The organism is Paenibacillus taihuensis (assembly GCF_003386535.1).
GTDB lineage: Bacteria > Bacillota > Bacilli > Paenibacillales > Paenibacillaceae > Paenibacillus_Z > Paenibacillus_Z taihuensis.
This window is the reverse complement of the sequence record NZ_QTTN01000011.1, coordinates 19321-38374: the sequence shown is the minus strand read 5'-3', so window position 1 is coordinate 38374 and position 19054 is coordinate 19321. Positions and strand designations below refer to the sequence as shown.

11 protein-coding genes are annotated in these 19054 nt (G+C 52.9%); 10 read left to right on the top strand and 1 reads right to left on the bottom strand.

Translation table 11 applies throughout. From position 1 onward, the window contains the following. Positions 1-29 precede the first annotated feature (29 nt). Positions 30-1070 (top strand): DUF4037 domain-containing protein, encoded by a 1041-nt coding sequence (locus A8990_RS11375; RefSeq protein ID WP_116189155.1) that lies wholly within the window; start codon positions 30-32, stop codon positions 1068-1070. Between the two features lie 40 nt (positions 1071-1110). Here A8990_RS11375 and A8990_RS11370 read toward each other — a convergent pair whose 3' ends face one another. Continuing rightward, positions 1111-3942 (bottom strand): GxGYxYP domain-containing protein, encoded by a 2832-nt coding sequence (locus tag A8990_RS11370; RefSeq protein WP_116189154.1) that lies wholly within the window; start codon positions 3940-3942, stop codon positions 1111-1113. 214 nt (positions 3943-4156) lie between these two features. On the opposite strand from A8990_RS11370, the gene A8990_RS11365 reads away from it, so the two are divergent. The 9 genes from A8990_RS11365 to A8990_RS11325 all read left to right on the top strand — a co-directional run bounded on the left by A8990_RS11365 (position 4157) and on the right by A8990_RS11325 (position 19003). Then, positions 4157-6619, top strand: a complete 2463-nt coding sequence (locus A8990_RS11365) for a GH116 family glycosyl-hydrolase (RefSeq protein WP_116189153.1) — start codon at positions 4157-4159, stop codon at positions 6617-6619. 291 nt (positions 6620-6910) lie between these two features. Then, complete coding sequence (locus A8990_RS11360; RefSeq protein ID WP_116189152.1) at positions 6911-8275, top strand: ABC transporter substrate-binding protein; 1365 nt, start codon at positions 6911-6913, stop codon at positions 8273-8275. Between the two features lie 82 nt (positions 8276-8357). Next, positions 8358-9308 (top strand): carbohydrate ABC transporter permease, encoded by a 951-nt coding sequence (locus tag A8990_RS11355; RefSeq protein ID WP_116189151.1) that lies wholly within the window; start codon positions 8358-8360, stop codon positions 9306-9308. Then, complete coding sequence (locus A8990_RS11350; RefSeq protein WP_116189150.1) at positions 9305-10186, top strand: carbohydrate ABC transporter permease; 882 nt, start codon at positions 9305-9307, stop codon at positions 10184-10186. Before A8990_RS11355 ends, A8990_RS11350 begins: the two co-directional genes overlap by 4 nt. 61 nt (positions 10187-10247) lie before the next feature. Continuing rightward, complete coding sequence (locus tag A8990_RS11345) at positions 10248-11165, top strand: class II fructose-bisphosphate aldolase (RefSeq protein WP_116189149.1); 918 nt, start codon at positions 10248-10250, stop codon at positions 11163-11165. 80 nt (positions 11166-11245) lie between these two features. Then, positions 11246-13675, top strand: a complete 2430-nt coding sequence (locus A8990_RS11340) for an alpha-mannosidase (RefSeq protein ID WP_116189148.1) — start codon at positions 11246-11248, stop codon at positions 13673-13675. 52 nt (positions 13676-13727) lie between these two features. Beyond that, the gene (locus A8990_RS11335) at positions 13728-16292 is read left to right on the top strand and encodes a glycoside hydrolase family 2 protein (protein WP_116189147.1); all 2565 of its coding nucleotides are present in this window, start codon (positions 13728-13730) and stop codon (positions 16290-16292) included. Between the two features lie 90 nt (positions 16293-16382). Further along, positions 16383-17180 (top strand): DeoR/GlpR family DNA-binding transcription regulator, encoded by a 798-nt coding sequence (locus A8990_RS11330; RefSeq protein WP_116189146.1) that lies wholly within the window; start codon positions 16383-16385, stop codon positions 17178-17180. Between the two features lie 17 nt (positions 17181-17197). Beyond that, the gene (locus tag A8990_RS11325; protein ID WP_116189145.1) at positions 17198-19003 is read left to right on the top strand and encodes an MBL fold metallo-hydrolase; all 1806 of its coding nucleotides are present in this window, start codon (positions 17198-17200) and stop codon (positions 19001-19003) included. Positions 19004-19054: the final 51 nt, after the last annotated feature.

The following is a 19054-nucleotide window of genomic DNA, read 5'->3' as shown; positions in this document are numbered from 1 at the left end:
TAAGCGTTTACGGAGGTCAACAGATACAAATGCAGGGCATTGAATTAAGCAGAAGATTCTATAACGAAATTATTGAGCCGATCATAAGCGAGTACTCGGCATCGAACGACTATGCAGCAGCACTGATTGGACCTGGAAGCGAAGTGCTTGGCTTCGATACCGAGATGTCGCAGGATCACGACTGGGGACCGCGCGTGTGCTTGTTCCTTGGAGCGAGCTATCCCGCTGATGCGGCAGAAGAGCTTCGGGCAAGGCTGGAGAAGCAAGCTCCCGAGGGGTTCTATGGCTTCCCGGTCGATACGGGCATGACTTTAATGACGACAGTCGAAGATTATGTAGGGAGAAGACTTGGGTTAGGCGTGAACACGGAGATCGGGCTGTTAGACTGGCTTACGTTCCCTTCGCAGACGCTGCTCGAGCTGACGAGCGGGGCGGTGTTCAAGGACGGAGCGGGACAGCTGATGGAATTGCGCCGTAAGTTCGCTTACTATCCGGATGATGTCTGGCTCTATCTGATCTTCTGCACCTGGCAGCGGATTGGGCAGGAGGAGCATCTGATGAACCGGGCCGGCTCGGCAGGAGACGAGCTGGGCTCCGCGGTCATTGGTTCCCGAATGGTCCGCGATGTCATGAATCTGTGCTTCTTGATGGAGCGGAGATATGCGCCGTATCCGAAGTGGTTCGGGACGGCATTCAAGCAGCTGAACTGTGCGGAGCAGGTGCTGCCCCTTCTCTTGGATGCGCAGACGGCGACGAGCTGGAGAACTCGGGAAGGCGCATTCAACCGCGTGTACCGAATCCTCGCTCGGATGCACAACGATTTGGGTCTGACGGAAACGCCTGCCTCGGAGGAAGCAGCGCCGTTCTTCACCCGTCCGTTCAACGTCATGAACGGCGGCGACATTGCTGCACTTCTCGCCCCGCGTATCAAGGACAGAGAAATCCGCTGGCTGGCGGAGAACCGGCCAATCGGCAGCATCGATCAGATTACGGATAATACGGATGTTCGTAATATGCCGCAATCGTCGGTGACACGGGCACGTTTGAAGAAGCTCTATCGTCGCATATAATAAGAAACCCGCCGTCATCCCCGATGACGGCGGGTTTATTTTAATTAATGGTCACATTATCCGCAGTGATTGTCGCATTATCGTAGTACCAGATCCGATACTCCAGATTGCGATTGAGTGTCTGGTTGAAGCTAAGGGTGAAATTCTGATACTGATTCACGGCTGTGAATTGCTGCCTTGTAATCTCCGATTGCACCACGCTTGTGCCTGTCGCCGCATCGTAGACATCAATCTTCGCGACGTTCGCATTGTCGAGGGTGTTGTTATCGATTTTGAGACGGAACGCGACATTCCGATTGCCCACGGGCACATTCGGGTCATATGGGCCATACACCATATGCCCTTGGTTATCGAGTGATGAGGAAGCCTGCCATCCATCCCCGCTCACGCGTCCGACGCCATGGCCAACATAAGCACCTTCGGATTCGAACTTGCCAAGTCTCCGCGTCACTGTAACTTTATCAATGCTAATGGTCGCCTTATCCCGATAGTAGGCTCTAAACTCGAGCGAGCTGCCGGACGGATTGTTGAAAGAAAGGCTAAAATCCTGGTACGCATTATTGCTCTTGAATTGATTCCGGTACACATCAAATGCTGCCAGTGTTTGACCGGTTGCATTGTCGCGCACGTCCAGTGTTACGACGTTGTCGTTCGTACCTGTGTTGGAATCGATCTTCATTTTGAAAGTAGCGGTATTCATGCCGACAGGAATTGAATTGTCGTAGTTGCCCCATAGCATGAAGTCGACATTGTGCGAAGCGACGTTCGCTGACCAATCGCTTCCGCTAGCCGCGCCGGTCGAATGGGAGAAATTGCTCTCGGCTTCATAGGTTTTGACGACGGTGGACGGATCGATCGGCAGGTTATTGTTCTCGCGCATCAATTGGAAGTACGTATCCGGTCTTACGAAGACAATGTTGCTGTTGCTGCTGAAGTTGTTCACGGCATCCACGAAGTTCTGATACGTCACATCCCAAGGATTCGCCTGAATGCTGACAAAACGAGGGGACGTTCCGTTCCAGCCTGCAATCGCGCCATTGATCTCGGAGATAAGCGTAGCCAAGGAATAGCAATAGGTCGCATTCAATCCCTGAACAGGCAGCGTGTTGTTGTAGACCGTGATTGCACCGCCGCCGGCCATTGACGTTAATCCAAGCAAGGATGGCGCATGCTGGGCAAAGCTGGTGCCTACATTTGCGTTAATGCCGCCAGTAATCGTGTTCCAGATCGTCGAAATCGTAAGTCCCGCACGGTTCATATAATCGTCCGACAAGGCGACGAAGCTGTCCAGATACGTTTGATTCGTCCAATAGTTCGGATACGTATAGCCGACGCCGGAAGGGCCCGCGATTAGCACGTCGTTTGCCGTTGCGCTTGTGTGCAGGTAATTAAGAAGACCTGGCTTCGCATCGAGCATAGCCGGAGAAACGGTCCAGCCTAATGGAACCGTGCCTCTGTTCGCGGAATCCCACAGCTTCTTGAAACGGTGCTCCATATACTGCAAATTGTCGCCATCGCTCAAGATGAGCGAAACGTAGATTTTGTTCTGAAGCGGCGGCTTGTTCGGGATTGGCTTCACATTCACTGTTCTTGAGGTACCGCTGAACACGGTCAGGTTGGAGGAGAAGTCGCTGGCGATCGTGGAGACGCCGTATTCGGATGCCGTTTGCACCCCGAGCCCCTCATCCGGCCACCATCCCATATAGATGCCGCTGCCATAAGGCATATCCGCGAGGAACGATTGGAGCAATGTTTTCTCGGCCGGAACGGCAGGATCGAGCCAGACGACCGCGGCGCCGGTTGCCGTCGCATAATCTCGCAGGAAGCCTTTAATGTCGGGGTTAAGCCCGATAATCAGCTTATGCGTGAGCAGGGACCAGTAATTGGTGTACATATATTGATAAACAGCCAGCTTGTTGCTGAAATCGCCGCGCAAATCATCGAGGATCGGTAAGTTGTATGGAGCGGAGGATAGTTTAGTGACGAGGCTTGGCGGAGCGACGATACCGCCTGACCGTGAGGCGATGAGCGTTGCCAGATTAATCGTATCCGGTACGGCAGTATCATAGACGACAATGCCATTGATTTCGCTGGCGTATTTGGTGATGAGCGACCAGTTGTCCGTCACATCGGTATGGCCAATGCCGAGATTGCCGAGCCAAGTATCTTTGCCGTCTTCGTTCTTAACCGCATCATCGTATGTATATATTCTCGGTTGTGTTTTGTTGACGAGCCCTTTAAGCGTGGTGAACACAACCGATTCATCGACTTTGCTGTCCGGATGTGTACCGACGGCGTCTACTTTCGTGTAAGCTCGACCGTACCAGTACACCCTGAATTCCAGAGAATGCCCGGCTGTCGCATTATTGAAAGGCAGGGTGAATCGCTGGTAACTGCCGGCCTGCGTCCAGTCCTGCCGGTGAATATCGCGCGTCGCCAAGATTGTGCCGCTCGTGCTATCATGGACGTCAATCGTCACAATGACATCGTTGTTAGCCGTGTTGTTATCGACAATCATATCGAAGAATGCCGTATTCGCTCCAGTAGGAATATTCGTGACGTAAGGTCCGTAAACCATGTGCGCGTTGGCGGCATCAATACCGGTTTGCGCGAGCCAGCCATTGCCGTCAAGATGCCCGGTGCCATGTCCCATCGTTTCCGCTTCGTACTTGTATTCGGTTACAAGATTCATTTCATCAAGGGTCGAAGCTGGTGCGGAGAAGGATGGAAGGATCTGTCCGGATGGCCATGACAGCCCTGCAGCCTCGGCTTTCGGGAGAGGTGCGAAGGGGGATGAAGCTGCCAGAATGACTAGCCCAAGGAAGGTCGTGCCTAATCGTTTATTCCATTTCCAATTCCGTTTCCATTTCATAAAGTTCCTCCTTTTTATAGTGGTGGAGCCTCATGGATCAACTGATGAGGACGTTGTCTATGCATAATATATATAATCAATATAATAAATAAAAATGACAGCGCATTTCATTTGCAAAATGATTCTTTTTCTGGATGCAGGAGGAAATATCGTGTTTGCTGCGAAATAACTAGTTGATTTCGTTTTTATTTCGATTAGCAAAGGGGTTAATTGAATGCAGCAGCAACAAGTGGACTCGAAAACGAAAGTGTATCCGAAAGAAGTTCTGTTCGCGCGCGGAGAGCAGCGTGAGTTCGCGCAGGATGCGAAGGAAGCGGCATTTCTGCTTGGAGGCATTGGCACTGGCAACATCTCGCTCGGTGCGCGAGGCGAGCTAAGAGACTTTGAAATCTTCAACCGTCCGGGCAAAGGCGACCAGCTTTACTATAGCTTCTTTGCAATTTGGGCTCAGGCGCACGGCGGCGGCGAGCCGATCGCCAAAGTGCTGGAAGCAGAGCTTCAGCCTCCGTTTGGGCTGAATGGCAAAGGTTATCACGCGGGCACGATGGCGGGGCTGCCGCGATTGAAAGCATCCAAGCTGCGCGGAGAATATCCGCTCGCGCAGGTAGAGTTCGAAGATGAGTCGCTGCCAGTCAGCGTGAAACTGGAAGCGTTTACGCCGCTTATTCCGCTTCAAGCAGACGATTCCGGCATTCCAGCTGCGGTGCTTCGCTATAAGGTGAGCAACCCGAGCTCGCTGCCTGTCGATGTGTCGATTGTCGGCAGCATGTCCAACCCGGTTGGCTGGCAGGGGCTGGATCGGTTCGATAATACAATGGTCGCCGAGATCGGCGTGAACGAGCTGCGTGAGGACGGCCGGATAACTGGCGTCCACTTTACTTCGCCGAAGCTGCCTGCGGATCATTTGCGAAACGGCAGCATGAGCCTGATGACAACGGCTGATGAGGTAACGATGAAGCCGACTTGGCAGATCGGCAGCTGGTGGGATGGCGCGCATGAGTTTTGGGATGATTTTGCCGAGGATGGCAGATTGGAACAGATCCCGCCGATCGATAACGGACAAGTCGCGATTGCGCCGCAAGCTCGCCTGCGGGTAGGCTCCATTGGCAGCTATGCGACGCTGCTTCCGGGCGAAGAGAAGACGTTCGAGTTCGTGCTGGCATGGCATTTTCCAAACCGACCGAAGCATTGGGATGAGGATCGCAAGCTTGAGCAGGGGGAGATCATCCGCAACCATTACGCCACTAAGTTCGAGGACGCTTGGGCTGCGGGACGTTATTTGATCGAGGAGCTGGACCGTCTCGAGAGCGGCACACGCGCGTTCCATCAGGCGTTATTTGGCAGCACGCTGCCATCCTATGTCATTGACGCGCTGTCCGCGAACATGACGGTGCTGCGCAGCACGACCTGCTTCCGCGTCGAAGGGGGCACCTTCTACGCCTTCGAGGGCAGCCATTCGCATCATGGCAGCTGCCATGGCACGTGTACGCATGTATGGAATTATGCGCAGACGGCAGCATTCCTGTTCCCTGAGCTGGAGCGCAGCGCGAGGAACGTAGAGTTTCTCATCGAAACGGACGAGCATGGCAACATGGCGTTCCGCACGCAGCAGACGTTCGGCATGGAGCGCTTCAATATGCCTCCGGCTGTAGACGGACAGATGGGCACGATCGTCCGGCTGTATCGCGAATGGAAGCTGAGCGGCGACCATGATTTCTTGCACGGATTGTGGGAGAAGGCAGGGCTGGCTCTAGATTTTGCATTCGGACACTGGGATTCGGACGGCGACGGCGTGCTGGATAGCGAGCAGCATAACACGTATGATATTGAATTCTTCGGACCGAACTCGCTCGCCAATTCGCTCTTCCTTGCCGCGTTGAAGGCTGGGGCTGAGATGGCGGCATTCGTCGGCGACACCGAGCGGGCGGAGCGCTACACGGCGGCATTCGAGCGCGGGAAGAAGCGTGTTGACGAGCTGCTCTGGAATGGCGAGTATTATGTGCAGCGTATTGACGATGTGAACGCGCATCTGTACCAGTACGGCATCGGCTGCTTGTCGGACCAAGTGTTCGGCCAGTTCCTGGCGCATGTGGCGGGGCTTGGGTATATTTTGCCGGAGGATCATGTGAAGCAAGCGGTCGCTTCCATCTTCCGCTACAATTTCCGCACCGACTTCTACGGTCATGCCAACGTACAGCGCACGTATACGCTGGGTGATGAGCAAGGGCTGCTGCTGTGCTCATGGCCGCATGGCGGACGTCCGAAGGTTCCGTTCGTCTATGCCGACGAAGTGTGGACAGGCATTGAGTATCACGTTGCTGCTCACCTCATATACGAGGGCATGATTGAAGAAGGGCTGACGATTGTAAAAGCAGTCCGTGACCGCCATGACGGCTACCGCCGCAACCCGTGGGCCGAGGAAGAGTGCGGCTATCACTATGCGCGATCGCTGGCGAGCTGGGCTGTGCTGCTGTCGCTCAGCGGTTTCACCTACGATATGCGTGAAGGAACGATCAGCTTCGCGCCGGTTATCGAGCAGGACGACTTCAGCTGCTTCTGGAGCACCGGCACGGCGTGGGGCACGTACCGCCAGCAGCGGAACGCCGATACCGGCGAGCTTACGAAGTCGCTGGATGTGCTGTATGGCGATGCGGGAAGCGTGCGGTTGAAGGGATAGAGTTTGAGGGATGTTTGAGGGATGAGAAAGCTGCCGACCTTCGGGGAGGCAGCTTTTTTTTGTTGGCTGAACATGCTGGATGGTTCTTTAGGCTGTGTGGTCTTGTGGGGTTTTGAGTAAGGTGTGTGGAGGTATGAAACGAAAAAAAACGATTGACTTTGTGTGTTCTCGTGGATAGAATGACATTAAATCCACAAAACACCTTATTGTAAGCGTTTTAATATGTGGTCATATTACTTATAGTGGTGGATTACGAGGGTTTATAATTTCGATATGGGGGAATGTTCTGACATGAAGAATGCGAAGAAGTCTTTGTTAGTCCTCTCAACTGTTGCATTATCAGGAAGCTTGCTGCTGACTGGCTGCGGCTCAAACGGTAACAATGCGCAAGAAAACCAATCGGCCAACCAAACAAGCAATCAAGCAAGCAACCAAACGGGGAATGCAGCAGCAACTACGACACCAGAAGTTAAAGAAAAAGTAACGCTTGATTTCTGGGCCCACTGGGGTTCGACTACGCGCCGTCCGATCATTGAGAAAATCGTAAGCGACTTTAACGCTTCGCAAGACCATATTCACGTCAATTATTCCTTCCAGCCGTTCGGCGAAGGCTGGACGAAAGAACTAGCCGCAGTTGCTGCTGGAAACCCGCCGGATGTTATTATTCAAGACATCTTTACGGTTGGCCAGCGCGCAGCGAAGAAACAAGCTACGAATCTCTCGGAATACATCAATCAAGATCCGTCGATCAAGGACCGTTTCTTCCCGCAGTTATGGGATGCTTCTTTGTATAATAATGAACCTTACGCGCTTCCGTTCAATACGGATACTCGTTTCTTGTACTACAGCAAGAAGGCGTTCCAAGAGGCAGGCTTGGATCCGAACAGCCCGCCGAAGACATGGGATGAACTGCTGGCAGACGCGCAGAAGCTGGATAAACTGAATGGCAAGAGAATCGAACGTCTCGGCTTCTACCCGGATGATTGGGGTCTATTCCTGGACAATGCAGACGGCAAGCTCATGATGGATAAGAATGGTCCGAATTTCAACTCGCCTGCGAAGATCGATGCGCTGAACTGGGTGATGAGCTTCAATGAACGTCTTGGCAAAAGCAATGTCGATACCTTCAAGGCAACCTTCGGCAGCAAGCAGAATGATCCGTTCGTTGTCGGCAAGCTGGGCATGACGATCCAGACAGGCACGTACTTCGCGCAAATCAAAGACTTCATGAATCCGGACGACATCGGCTATGCGCCGGTTCCTGAGATGAAGGCGGGTTCGGGCAATTGGACATACGGCGGCGGTTTCGTGCTCGAAATCCCTTATGGCGCGAAGCATCCGGCGGAAAGCTTCGAGTTCATGAAATATATGACGGACGTAGCTGCACAGAAATACTGGAGTCAATATTTGTTTGACAATGTAGCGAACCAGGCGGCTGCTAACGATCCTGAACTTTCGACAAACAACCCGGTATCCAAATTCGCTACGGATAACATGAAGTGGACGCTCGTAAGCCCGGTACCGAACAATGCGCCTGACTATACAAGCGTTTCGAACCCGAATATCGAATCTGCTTTGGCTGGCAAAACAGATGCGAAGACCGCACTTGATAAAGCACAGTCAGCCGTTCAAGACTTGATGGACAGCAACAAATAAGGATCGTGACAAACAGGGGCGGTTGTATGCGACCGCCCCGATTTTTTTGATGAGTTACCTGTAGGTGTAGGAGGGATAGATAATGAACACGACCGCCCATTCAGGATCCAAGAGACGGAAAAAACCAATGTCGCTGGAACGAAAAGAAGAGCTTCAAGGGTATTTGTTCGTACTGCCTTGGATTATCGGTTTTTTGCTGTTCACGGCAGGGCCGCTTTTATTTTCTTTTTACGTCAGCTTCACGAACTATGACTTTACCTCTCAAATGGATTTTGTAGGATTGCGTAACTACAAATACATGTTTCACGGAGATCCGCTCTTCTGGGTGTCATTAAAAAATACGCTGTTTTACGTCGTGCTGATGGTCCCGTTAACGACCTTCGCTTCCATCGCGCTTGCGTCCATCCTTAATCAGAAAATTCCTGGTATCCGCGTTTTCCGTACCATTTACTATTTGCCGTCGGTTTTATCCGGAGTTGGCGTTTATATGCTTTGGATGGAGCTGCTAAGCCCGGATACGGGTATCGTCAATCTGGTTCTCAGCTGGTTCGGCATTACGGGGCCGGGCTGGATGTTTGACCCGAATTGGACCAAGCCTGCCATCGTCATGATGAAGATGTGGAGCGTCGGCGGCGGCATGCTGATGTACCTTGCTGCTTTGCAAGGCGTGCCTGAGCAGCTTTATGAAGCGGCCGAGATCGATGGGGCCGGCTCGCTGCGTCGGTTCTGGCATATTACGATGCCCCTGATATCTCCTGTCATCTTCTTTGAGGTCATTACAACGTTTATTTCAGGCTTCCAAATTTTCCAAGAGGGTTATGTCATGTCCTCGGATCCGACGACGCCCGGATCGCCGATGAACTCGCTTCTATTCTTTAATTTGCATATGTACCTGAAGGCGTTCAAAGTGTTCCAAATGGGGTATGCATCCGCGATGGCTTGGTTTTTGTTCGTTGTCGTGCTGTTCATTACCATGATCAATATGTGGGTATCGAAATATTGGGTTCATTATGAAGGAGGCGACGGACGATGAGTTCCGCAACGACCGGGAATGCGCGCAGCTATTTTGAGAGCCGTCGTACGGGAGAGCGCATCCGAAAAACGATTATGTTCCTGCTATTGGCAGGGGCAGGTCTAGTCTTCGTCGTTCCTTTCTGGTGGATGATTTCTACCTCGCTCAAAACGATGGATGACATTATGCAGTATCCGCCGGCGTTTATTCCGAAGCACTGGCATTTCCAGAACTATTTGGAGACATGGACATCCATAGACTTTCCGAGATTTACCCTCAATTCACTGACCATAGCCACCATCGGGGTCGTGGGTCACGTGATCTCTAATACGTTTGTGGCATACGGGTTTGCCAAAATCAAATTCCGCGGACGGAATCTGATGTTTTCCATCGTGCTGTCAACGATGATCATTCCAGGCTTCGTGACGCTCATTCCGCAGTATATCCTGTTTGCAAAGATCCATTGGGTAGGGACGTACTTGCCGCTCACCGTTCCGGGCTTTTTCGGCAACGCGTTTCAAATCTTTTTGCTCCGCCAATTTTTCCTCGGCATTCCGAACGATTTGATTGAAGCGGCGAAAATCGACGGCGCCAATCATTTCTACATTTGGCGCCGGATCATGGTTCCGCTTGCAAAGCCAGCCGTCATCACCATTGCGCTTACCACGTTTCAAGGAGCATGGAATGACTTTCTGGGGCCGGTTATTTATTTGAACAAAGAAAGCACGTATACGCTCCAGATCGCGCTTCAAATGTTCAAAGCCAGCTCAGGGCTTAGCCAGTGGCACTATTTGATGGCGGGTTCCGTTATCGTGCTTCTGCCGATTGTCGTGATGTTCTTCGTGTTCCAGAAGTTCTTTATTGAAGGAATGAACATTTCTTCAGGCACCAAAGGATAATTCCGCTTCCTTAAATTCATACCGAAGCAAGTCTACGAGAATGGGAGAGAGATGAGAGCATATGAACGCAGCAAATAAAAGAGCGAATGTAAAAACATTGAAGCAAGCGCTGGAAGTAGCTGAGAAATACGGGTATGCGATCGGTTCTTTCTCGCCGCGCTATACGCCGATGATCAAGCCCGTGCTTCGGGCCGCGCAGGAGGCGCAGTCCCCGGCAATCGTCCAAATCTCCCATAAAGAGCTTGTGCGGTACGGGATTACGCCAAAGGAATTCGCCGACGAGTTCTATGCGCAGATCCAGTCGGAAGACATCACCGTACCGGTTGTTCTTCATCTCGACCACACGAAAGAACTGGAAACGATTGCGGAGGCGATTGAAGCCGGATTTACTTCGGTCATGATCGACGCCTCGGAGAAGCCGCTTGATGAGAATATCGCAACGTCGAAGGAAGTCGTCGAATATGCCAAACCGCGCGGCGTCTCCGTCGAGGCCGAGCTTGGCATGATCGGCACGACGGATTTCGTGGAGACGGATAAAGACGAAGAGCTTTATACGGACCCGGTGGAAGCGGAACGTTTCACGCGTGAAACGGGAATTGACGCATTGGCTGTGTCCTGCGGAACCGCGCATGGCGTGTATATGGTCCGGCAGCCGAAGATCGATTTCGAGCGGCTTCAAGCTATTCGTGCTTTGACTCCTGTACATCTGGTCCTTCACGGCGGTTCCGGTGTACCCGCTGAAATGATGACTGGAGCCATCAAGCTGCCGCAAGGCGGGGTAAGCAAAGTCAATATCGCGACAGATCTTGAGCTTGCCTTCCTCCAAGCAATTGGCAAGGAAGAACGTCTGACCAATGCGGAATGCCAAGCGTTGAATGCGGGGCTGCTGGAGAAAGGACGGGCGGCTGTTCAACAGACCGTCGCCGATAAAATCACAAACTTCCTGGGGAGCCGGGAACAAGCGTCGACGTTCGCGTAAATCTGTCTACCTGCGCCGCTGCGCCGACGGGAAATTCTCTGCGGCTCAGCGGCATTTTTAATAGATAAGGGAGTGTAACAATGAAACACAAGAAGTTCCATATGATCGGCAACGCCCATCTGGATCCGGTTTGGTTATGGCAGTGGCAAGAAGGCTTCCAAGAGACGAAAGCGACCTTCCGTTCGGCGCTCGACCGCATGAAGGAATATCCGGATTTCATCTTCACCTCCAGCTCCGCTGCCAATTACGAGTGGGTGGAGAATAACGATCCGGCCATGTTCGAGGAAATCATAGCGCGCATCAAGGAAGGCCGCTGGCAGATTGTCGGCGGCTGGTGGATTCAGCCTGACTGCAACATTCCGGGCGGGGAGTCTTTCGTTCGTCAAGGCTTGTACGGCCAGCGTTATTTCAAAGAAAAGTTTGGCGTAACGGCGAAGGTCGGCTACAACGTCGACAGCTTCGGCCATCATGGCATGCTTCCGCAAATCCTGATGAAAAGCGGCATGCCGTACTACGTCTTCATGCGTCCGATGCCGAATGAGAAAGGGCTTCCGGGCCGTACATTTTACTGGGAGTCGGACGACGGCTCGCGCGTGCTCGCCTACCGGATTCCGTTCGAGTACTGTACGTGGGGCAAAGAGCTCGACAAGCATGTGCGCCGCTGCATCACCGATTTGAAAGAGCCGTTTGACGAAATGATGGTCTTCTACGGAGTGGGCAATCACGGCGGCGGTCCAACGAAGGAAAATATCGAAAGTATTATCCGCATGAACGAAGATGAAGCGTATCCGACGATGGCGTTCGGCGGGCCTAACGAGTTTTTTGCCGCGATGGAAGCCAAAGGGCTGCAATTTCCGGTTGTACACGATGATCTGCAGCATCATGCCAGCGGATGTTACGCGGTGCATTCCGGCATTAAACAATGGAACAGACAGGCAGAGAATAAGCTGATCGCCGCAGAGAAATGGTCCGCGCTGGCTGAACGCATCACGGGGCAGCCTTATCCGGCGAACTTCGCTCTCGCCTGGAAGAATGTGCTGTTCAACCAATTCCATGACATTCTTGCCGGAACCTCTCTGGAAGCCGCTTATGAAGATGCCCGCAACATGCACGGCGAAGCGATGAATATCGGGGAGCGAGGGTTGAACTACGCGTTACAGTCGCTGTCCTGGAACATTAATATCGAGCAAGAAGAAGGCATGAAACCGATCGTTGTCTTTAATCCGCACTCGTGGGCCAGCAAGATCAACGTCGAGCAGGAAATCGGCGGGATCAAGGATACGAAGATCCTGGTTGACGATACCGGCAAGCAAGTGCCCTTCCAGACCGTGCAATCGCAAGCGACGTCCGGAGGCAGGTTCCGACTGAGCTTCATCGCCGAGCTTCCGCCTATGGGATACCGCGTGTACAAGCTGCATACGACAAGCGGGCAGGCGAGATTAGTTCCGGCAGCAATCGAAGCGACTGATTTCACGCTGGAGAACGACAGATTCCGTCTCGAATTCGATCCGCAAACGGGCTTTATTTCGAGCCTCCACGATAAAAAGGCAAATTACGAAGTGTTCCGCGGCCCGGCTGCACGGCCTGATGTCATAGAAGATAACTCCGACACATGGAGCCATAACGTGTTTCACTTCAATAAAACAATCGGCAGCTTTACCGCCAAGAGCGTACAGCGCGTCGAGCACGGACCGGTCAAATCCGTAGTCCGCGTCGTCAGCGAATACGGCAGCTCCAAGCTTGTCCAGGATTTCACGATGTATCGCGAGCTGGACTACATCGATGTGAAAGTGACGGTAGACTGGCGCGAGCAGTTCAAGATGCTGAAGCTCGTATTTCCGATCAATCTCATCTTTACGAAGCAAACGTACGAAATTCCTTATGGTTTCAAGGAGCGCGAGCATAACGGCGAAGAAGAGCCGGGTCAAAGCTGGGTCGATTACGGCGGCATTCTCCGCGAAGAGGGTACCGATTATGGCGTATCGCTCATCAATGATGCCAAATACAGCTACAGCATCCTGAATAAGGAGTTGGCGCTGACCGTGCTTCGCAGCCCGATCTATGCGCATCACGATCCGCTCGTACCGGACCCGAAGGGCCATTATTCGTTCATTGACCAAGGCATTCAGCAGTTCAACTATCGCTTGCTGGCACATGAAGGCAGCTGGGAGCAGGCAGGAACGGTGAAGCTCGCGCATGAGCTGAACCAACGTCCGACCTCGATTATCGAAACCTATCACGCCGGTCCGCTTCCGCAGCAGGATTCCTACCTGGCGGTTGATCAGGACAACATCATTGTCAGCGTCGTGAAGAAATCGGAAGACAACGACGATCTGATCGTTCGGGCTTATGAGACGACCAGAACGGCAACGACAGCGACAATCCGTCTGCCGAAGTGGAACCGGATCGTCGAAGCGAATTTCGGGCCATGCGAGATCAAGACATTCCGCATTCCCGCGAACGAAGAGCTTCCGGTTACAGAAACGAATTTAATCGAGTTCCCGGAATAACAGGTCCGGCGGCGAAAATAAGGAAACGCAGATAGGGGAGGTTGGGCTACAGATGCAGCAGCGTATCGATCTGAATGGCAGCGATTGGCTTTATAAAGATTTTGTCGGCGAAGACTGGGTTTGGAGGAACGCGGAAAAGCCGGATAGCCGCGACGTCCGGTGGTGGCGCAAAGGCACCGTTCCCGGTTCCGTGCTTCATGATCTCTGGCAAAACGGCGAAGTGCCGGACCCTTACTTCGAGCGCAACAGCTTGCTGGTCGAATGGGTGCCGGAGCGGACCTGGGTGTATAAAAAGACGTTCGAGATCGATGCCGCGCTCTACGGCAGTCGCATACAGCTGCGGTTCGAAGGCGTTGATTTTGAAGCGCAATTCTTCCTGAACGGCAATCCGATCGGCAGACATCGCGGTATGTATACGCCTGCCGTGTTTGAGGTCGGCGAAGTTCTGCATTACGGCGGCAGCAATTTGCTTGCTGTTGTGATCGAGAAGGCGCCAGATGAGCAGCCTCAGGTTAGCAAAACGAGCTATGTACGCGCCCATAAAAGCCGGATGACCTATTGGTGGGATTTCTGCCCGCGCATGATCCATCAAGGGATTTGGGATGACGTTTTCCTTGAAGTGACCGGTAATGTCAGGTTGGAAGACGTTTATGTTCGCCCGCGGCTTTCGGAGGATTTGGTTTCGGCGGAGCTGTCCGTATCGGTACAGCTCTCTGCTGCGATGCCGGAAACGATTTGGGTGGAAACGGCGATTTACGACGGCAGCGAGGTTGTCGGAACGTCGAGATCGAAGCACGCGGCCGCATCCGGAAAGACAGGCATTGACGCCTGCATCGACCTGACTCAGCCGAAATTGTGGCAGCCTAACGGATCGGGCGAAGCGCATTTATATGAAGCTCGCGTGTCCGTCATCAATGCGGAGAACGCCGTAGTATCGGAGAAACGTATCAGCTTCGGGATTCGCAGCGTGGTGCTGGAGCATAACGAATCGCCGGATCAAGCAAGCTTGCCGTATATCTTCGTTGTCAACGGCAAGCGCACATACATCAAAGGCTGGAACTGGGTGCCGATCGATGCGATGTACGGCGTACCGCGTCCTGCCAAGCTGGAGAGACTGCTGCAGCTGGCCAAACGCGCCGGCGTAAACATGCTCCGCGTATGGGGCGGGGGTCTCATCGAGAAAGAGTCGTTCTATGAGCTGTGCGACCGTTACGGGATCATGGTCTGGCAGGAGTTCATCCAGTCCAGCTCCGGCATCGGCAATAAACCGAGCGAATCGCCCGAATTCATCGATATGATGGTAGAGGAAGCGAGAATCATCGTTCCGCGCAAGCGCAATCATCCGTCTCTTGTCCTATGGTGCGGCGGCAATGAGCTGCAGGACGCCAATGACCGTCCGCTCGACGACACCGAGCCGGTGCTTGCGGCATTGAAGGCGGTCGTGCAGGAATGCCATCCGGATGCGTTGTGGCTCGCTACTTCGCCGACGGGGCGCTGCTTCCTCAACAACTTGGAAAATATCGAGAAGGACCCGCACGGTCTTCATGATGTGCACGGTCCATGGGAGCATCAAGGCCTGGTCGAACAGTATACGCTGTATAACAGAGGGACTTCTCTCATGCATAGCGAGTTCGGCGTTGAAGGGATGACCGGCTTCAAGACGCTGAATCGCACGATCTCCAAAGCGAATCAGTGGCCTGCAGGGCGAGACAATCCGGTCTACTTTCACCGCGGCTCCTGGTGGAATAACGAATCGCTCGTGCAGCAATCGTTCAACGGAAAGCTTGAGCGGGTAGAGGAATTGATCCGCGCCAGTCAGTACTTGCAGGCTGAGGGCCTTCGCTATGCGGTCGAATCCAACCGGCGCCGCAGCTGGCAGAACAGCGGTACGCTGCCATGGCAGTTTAACGAGCCTTATCCGAATGCCTACTGTACGTCGGCGCTCGACTATTACACGAATCCGAAGCCGGCTTATTACGGCGTGGCCAAAGCTTACGAAGAGCTGGCGGTTACCGCGTCGTTCGCCGCACAGGCATGGGAAGGGAAGGACGAATTCGAAGCCGGCATTTGGACGGTGAATTCGTTGTCGATGCCTATCGGGGCAGCTCAAGTGAGCTGGCGCATCGTCGGTGCTTCGGGAATCGTATACGCCGAAGGCGTGCTGACGGGTGAAGCGCCGGCTAATGCACCAGTACGGTTCGGAAGCGTGAAGGCGAAGCTGACGACGATTAAGGATGATATTTTCTTTCTTGATCTGGCGCTTCGCGGAAGCGGCGGAGAAACGGCCGCTAACCGATATGATTTCTCTCTCCGAAGCACGATGGAACCGTTGCTGCGCTTGAATCCAACGACTTTGAAAGTCGAGAGGGAGCAGTCGGAGGGGGCCGGCATTTGGGCGCTCCAAATTACCAATATAGGCGACCATGCGGCATTCCATGTTCATATGGACGATGCGAGGAAGCTCGATGAGGAAGGCTACTGGTATGCCTCTGTAAACGACTTTACGCTGCTGCCGGGAGAGCGGGTTACCGTTCATGTTGAATGGTGCGGCATTCAAGAGAAATTCAGGAAGCTGGAAATCGCCGCCTGGAATACGGCAAAAGTAACGTTTGGTTGAAACTGGAGCATTTGCGTAGGCATTACGTTATAATTCACTTATAATAAATGCCGCTCATGGTGGACTTTGGCGGTAGAGGGAGCAACACTGATGATTGTCGTTCACAGACGAAACAAAATCAAGGAGAAATTACTCATCGAACGAAGTGTGAAAGCAGCAGATCTCGTCAAAGAATTCAATGTCTCCGAAGAAACGATCCGGCGTGATTTGAATCAGCTTGAGCGCGAAGGCATCATCCGGAAAAATTATGGGGGAGCCATACTTGTTGATGAGCTGCTGAACGCGATCCCGATAATCCCGCCTGTAAATCAGCGGAAGCTGCAGTTTTTTGATGAAAAGGAAGCAATCGCCCAGTACGCCGCATCGTTGGTTTCGGATAATCAGATTATTATATTGGATTCCGGCTCCACAACCTGGTGTATCGCCCGTCATTTGAAGCATGTGCGGAATTTAATGGTCGTGACCAACGCAATGAATGTCGCCGAAGAATTCAGCCAGAGCGAGGACACTTCCATCTATATAATTGGTGGACAACTGATCAAAAAATCGATGAGCTTGGTAGGTCCGCAGGCTGAAACCGAACTTCATAAATACAATGCGCATTTCGCCTTTTTAGGTGCGTCCGGAATTACAAAAGGGAAAGGTTTCACAAGCTCCGATCTGTACGAGGCGGAAGTGAAGAGGGCGATGATCGCTGCAGGGCAGAGAGTCGTCATTGTTGCAGACCATAGCAAATTTGACAGACAAGGTCTTGTCTCGTTCTCCAGTTTCCAAGACATCGATATTTTAGTTACCAGTGACCTAGCCGACCCCGATATTTTGGATGAAATTCGCAATGTAGGCGTGCAAGTAATCACGGTTCCAGTCGACGAGGCTTCCAAGCAGTAAGTTAGGAGCCCGCGGTCATGTCGCCGATTATTCAACTGTCAGAGCAGTTGTATCTGTATGAGGATACTTGTCAGGTTTATATCGTTAAAAATGGATCAGCGGCCGCATTGATCGATTTTGGGAGCGGCGGCGTCCTTGACCTGCTTGCGGAAATCGGTGTCGAGCGGGTCCATGCGATCCTGATGACGCATCATCATCGGGATCAAGGGCAAGGGCTTGGAATCGCAGCCAAACTTAACATTCCGATCTGGGTTCCTCATATGGAGCAGGACCTGTTTAGGCAAGCGGACGAGCACTGGCAAGCGCGTGAACTATACAATAATTACAACGTCCGTCAGGACCGCTTCTCTATTCTCGAATCCATTCCGATTGCCGGTACATTGAAAGATTATGAAACGCGCGAATTTGCGGGCGTGATATTCAAAGTGGTACCGACACCGGGGCATACGATTGGCTCAATCAGCTTCATTCTTGAACTTGACGGCAGGACAATAGCCTTCACTGGCGATTTAATCGCCGGCGTCGGCAAGCTTTGGTCACTAGCTGCGACGCAATGGTCCTATAACGGAGGAGAGGGGCTTCCTGCTACAGTGGCCTCGCTGCTCGATATTCAAGAGCGCGGGCCGGACTGGCTGCTGCCGTCGCATGGCGAGCGTATGGAAGATCCGGGAGAAGCGATTGACCTGCTCATCGAGAGGCTGAAGGTATTCATGGGCTATCGGGAACAGAATCCGCGGTTGTTCATGCTCCGCGAGCAGCCGTTCGAGGAGATTACCCCGAGCTTGCTTCGAAATCGAACAAGTATGGCTTTTTATTTCGTGCTTCTCTCCAAGAGCGGTAAAGCGCTATTTTTTGATTTCGGCTACGATTTTCTTACGGGTATTCCATCTGGCTCGGATCGGGCATCGCGCAGACCTTGGCTCTATACGCTCGGGATGCTAAAGGAGCAATATGGCGTAACGCACATTGATGCTGTTGTGCCAACCCATTACCATGATGACCACGTTGCAGGATGTAATCTGCTGCGAGACAACGAAGGAACGCAGATATGGGCGGCAGAATCGTTCGCAGACGTTCTGCACCATCCATCTGCTTACGATCTGCCTTGCCTGTGGTATGATCCGATCCCCGTTGACAGAGTGCTTCCGATCGGAACCGAGGTACATTGGGAGGAATATGCATTTACGTTGCATCCATTGCCCGGACATACGAAATATGCGGTCGCAATATCGTTTGAAGCCGACGGTAAACGTGTATTGATCACCGGCGATCAATATCAGGGCAATGAAGGGGTTGGATGGAACTATGTCTATCAGAATCGTTTCGACTATACGGACTACTCGTCGAGCGCTAAGCTGTACCAAGAGCTGCGGCCCGATGTCATCTTAACGGGACATTGGGATCCGCTCTGGGTTCAGCCAGGCTACTACGAAGAATTAGCAAGGCGCGGAGAGCTGCTTGAGCGGCTGCATCGGGAGCTTCTGCCGCTGGAATCGGCTGATTTCGGGGCGGAAGGGTTTGCGGCGCGAATGGCTCCGTATCAAAGCGAGGTGAGAATGGGAGAGACGGTTACGCTTCAGGTCGAAGTGATCAATCCGTTCCCGCACGATGCTTTGGCCGAAGTTAGCTTGGCGATGCCGCGGAGCTGGCAGGCGGCGCCGGCGAACGGCAAGCTGCAGCTGGCTGCGAAAGCGACTGGCTATCTGGCGTTCGAAGTGACACCGTCCGGCCATGCAGCGCGGCGCGTCAGAGTCGCTGCAGATATAACCGTCAATGGAAAGCATTTCGGTCAGCATGCGGAAGCGCTGGTCACGGTGAGATAGCATTCAAGAAAACAGCGGGAGCCTGAGCGAAGGCTCCCGCTTGTTTCAAAT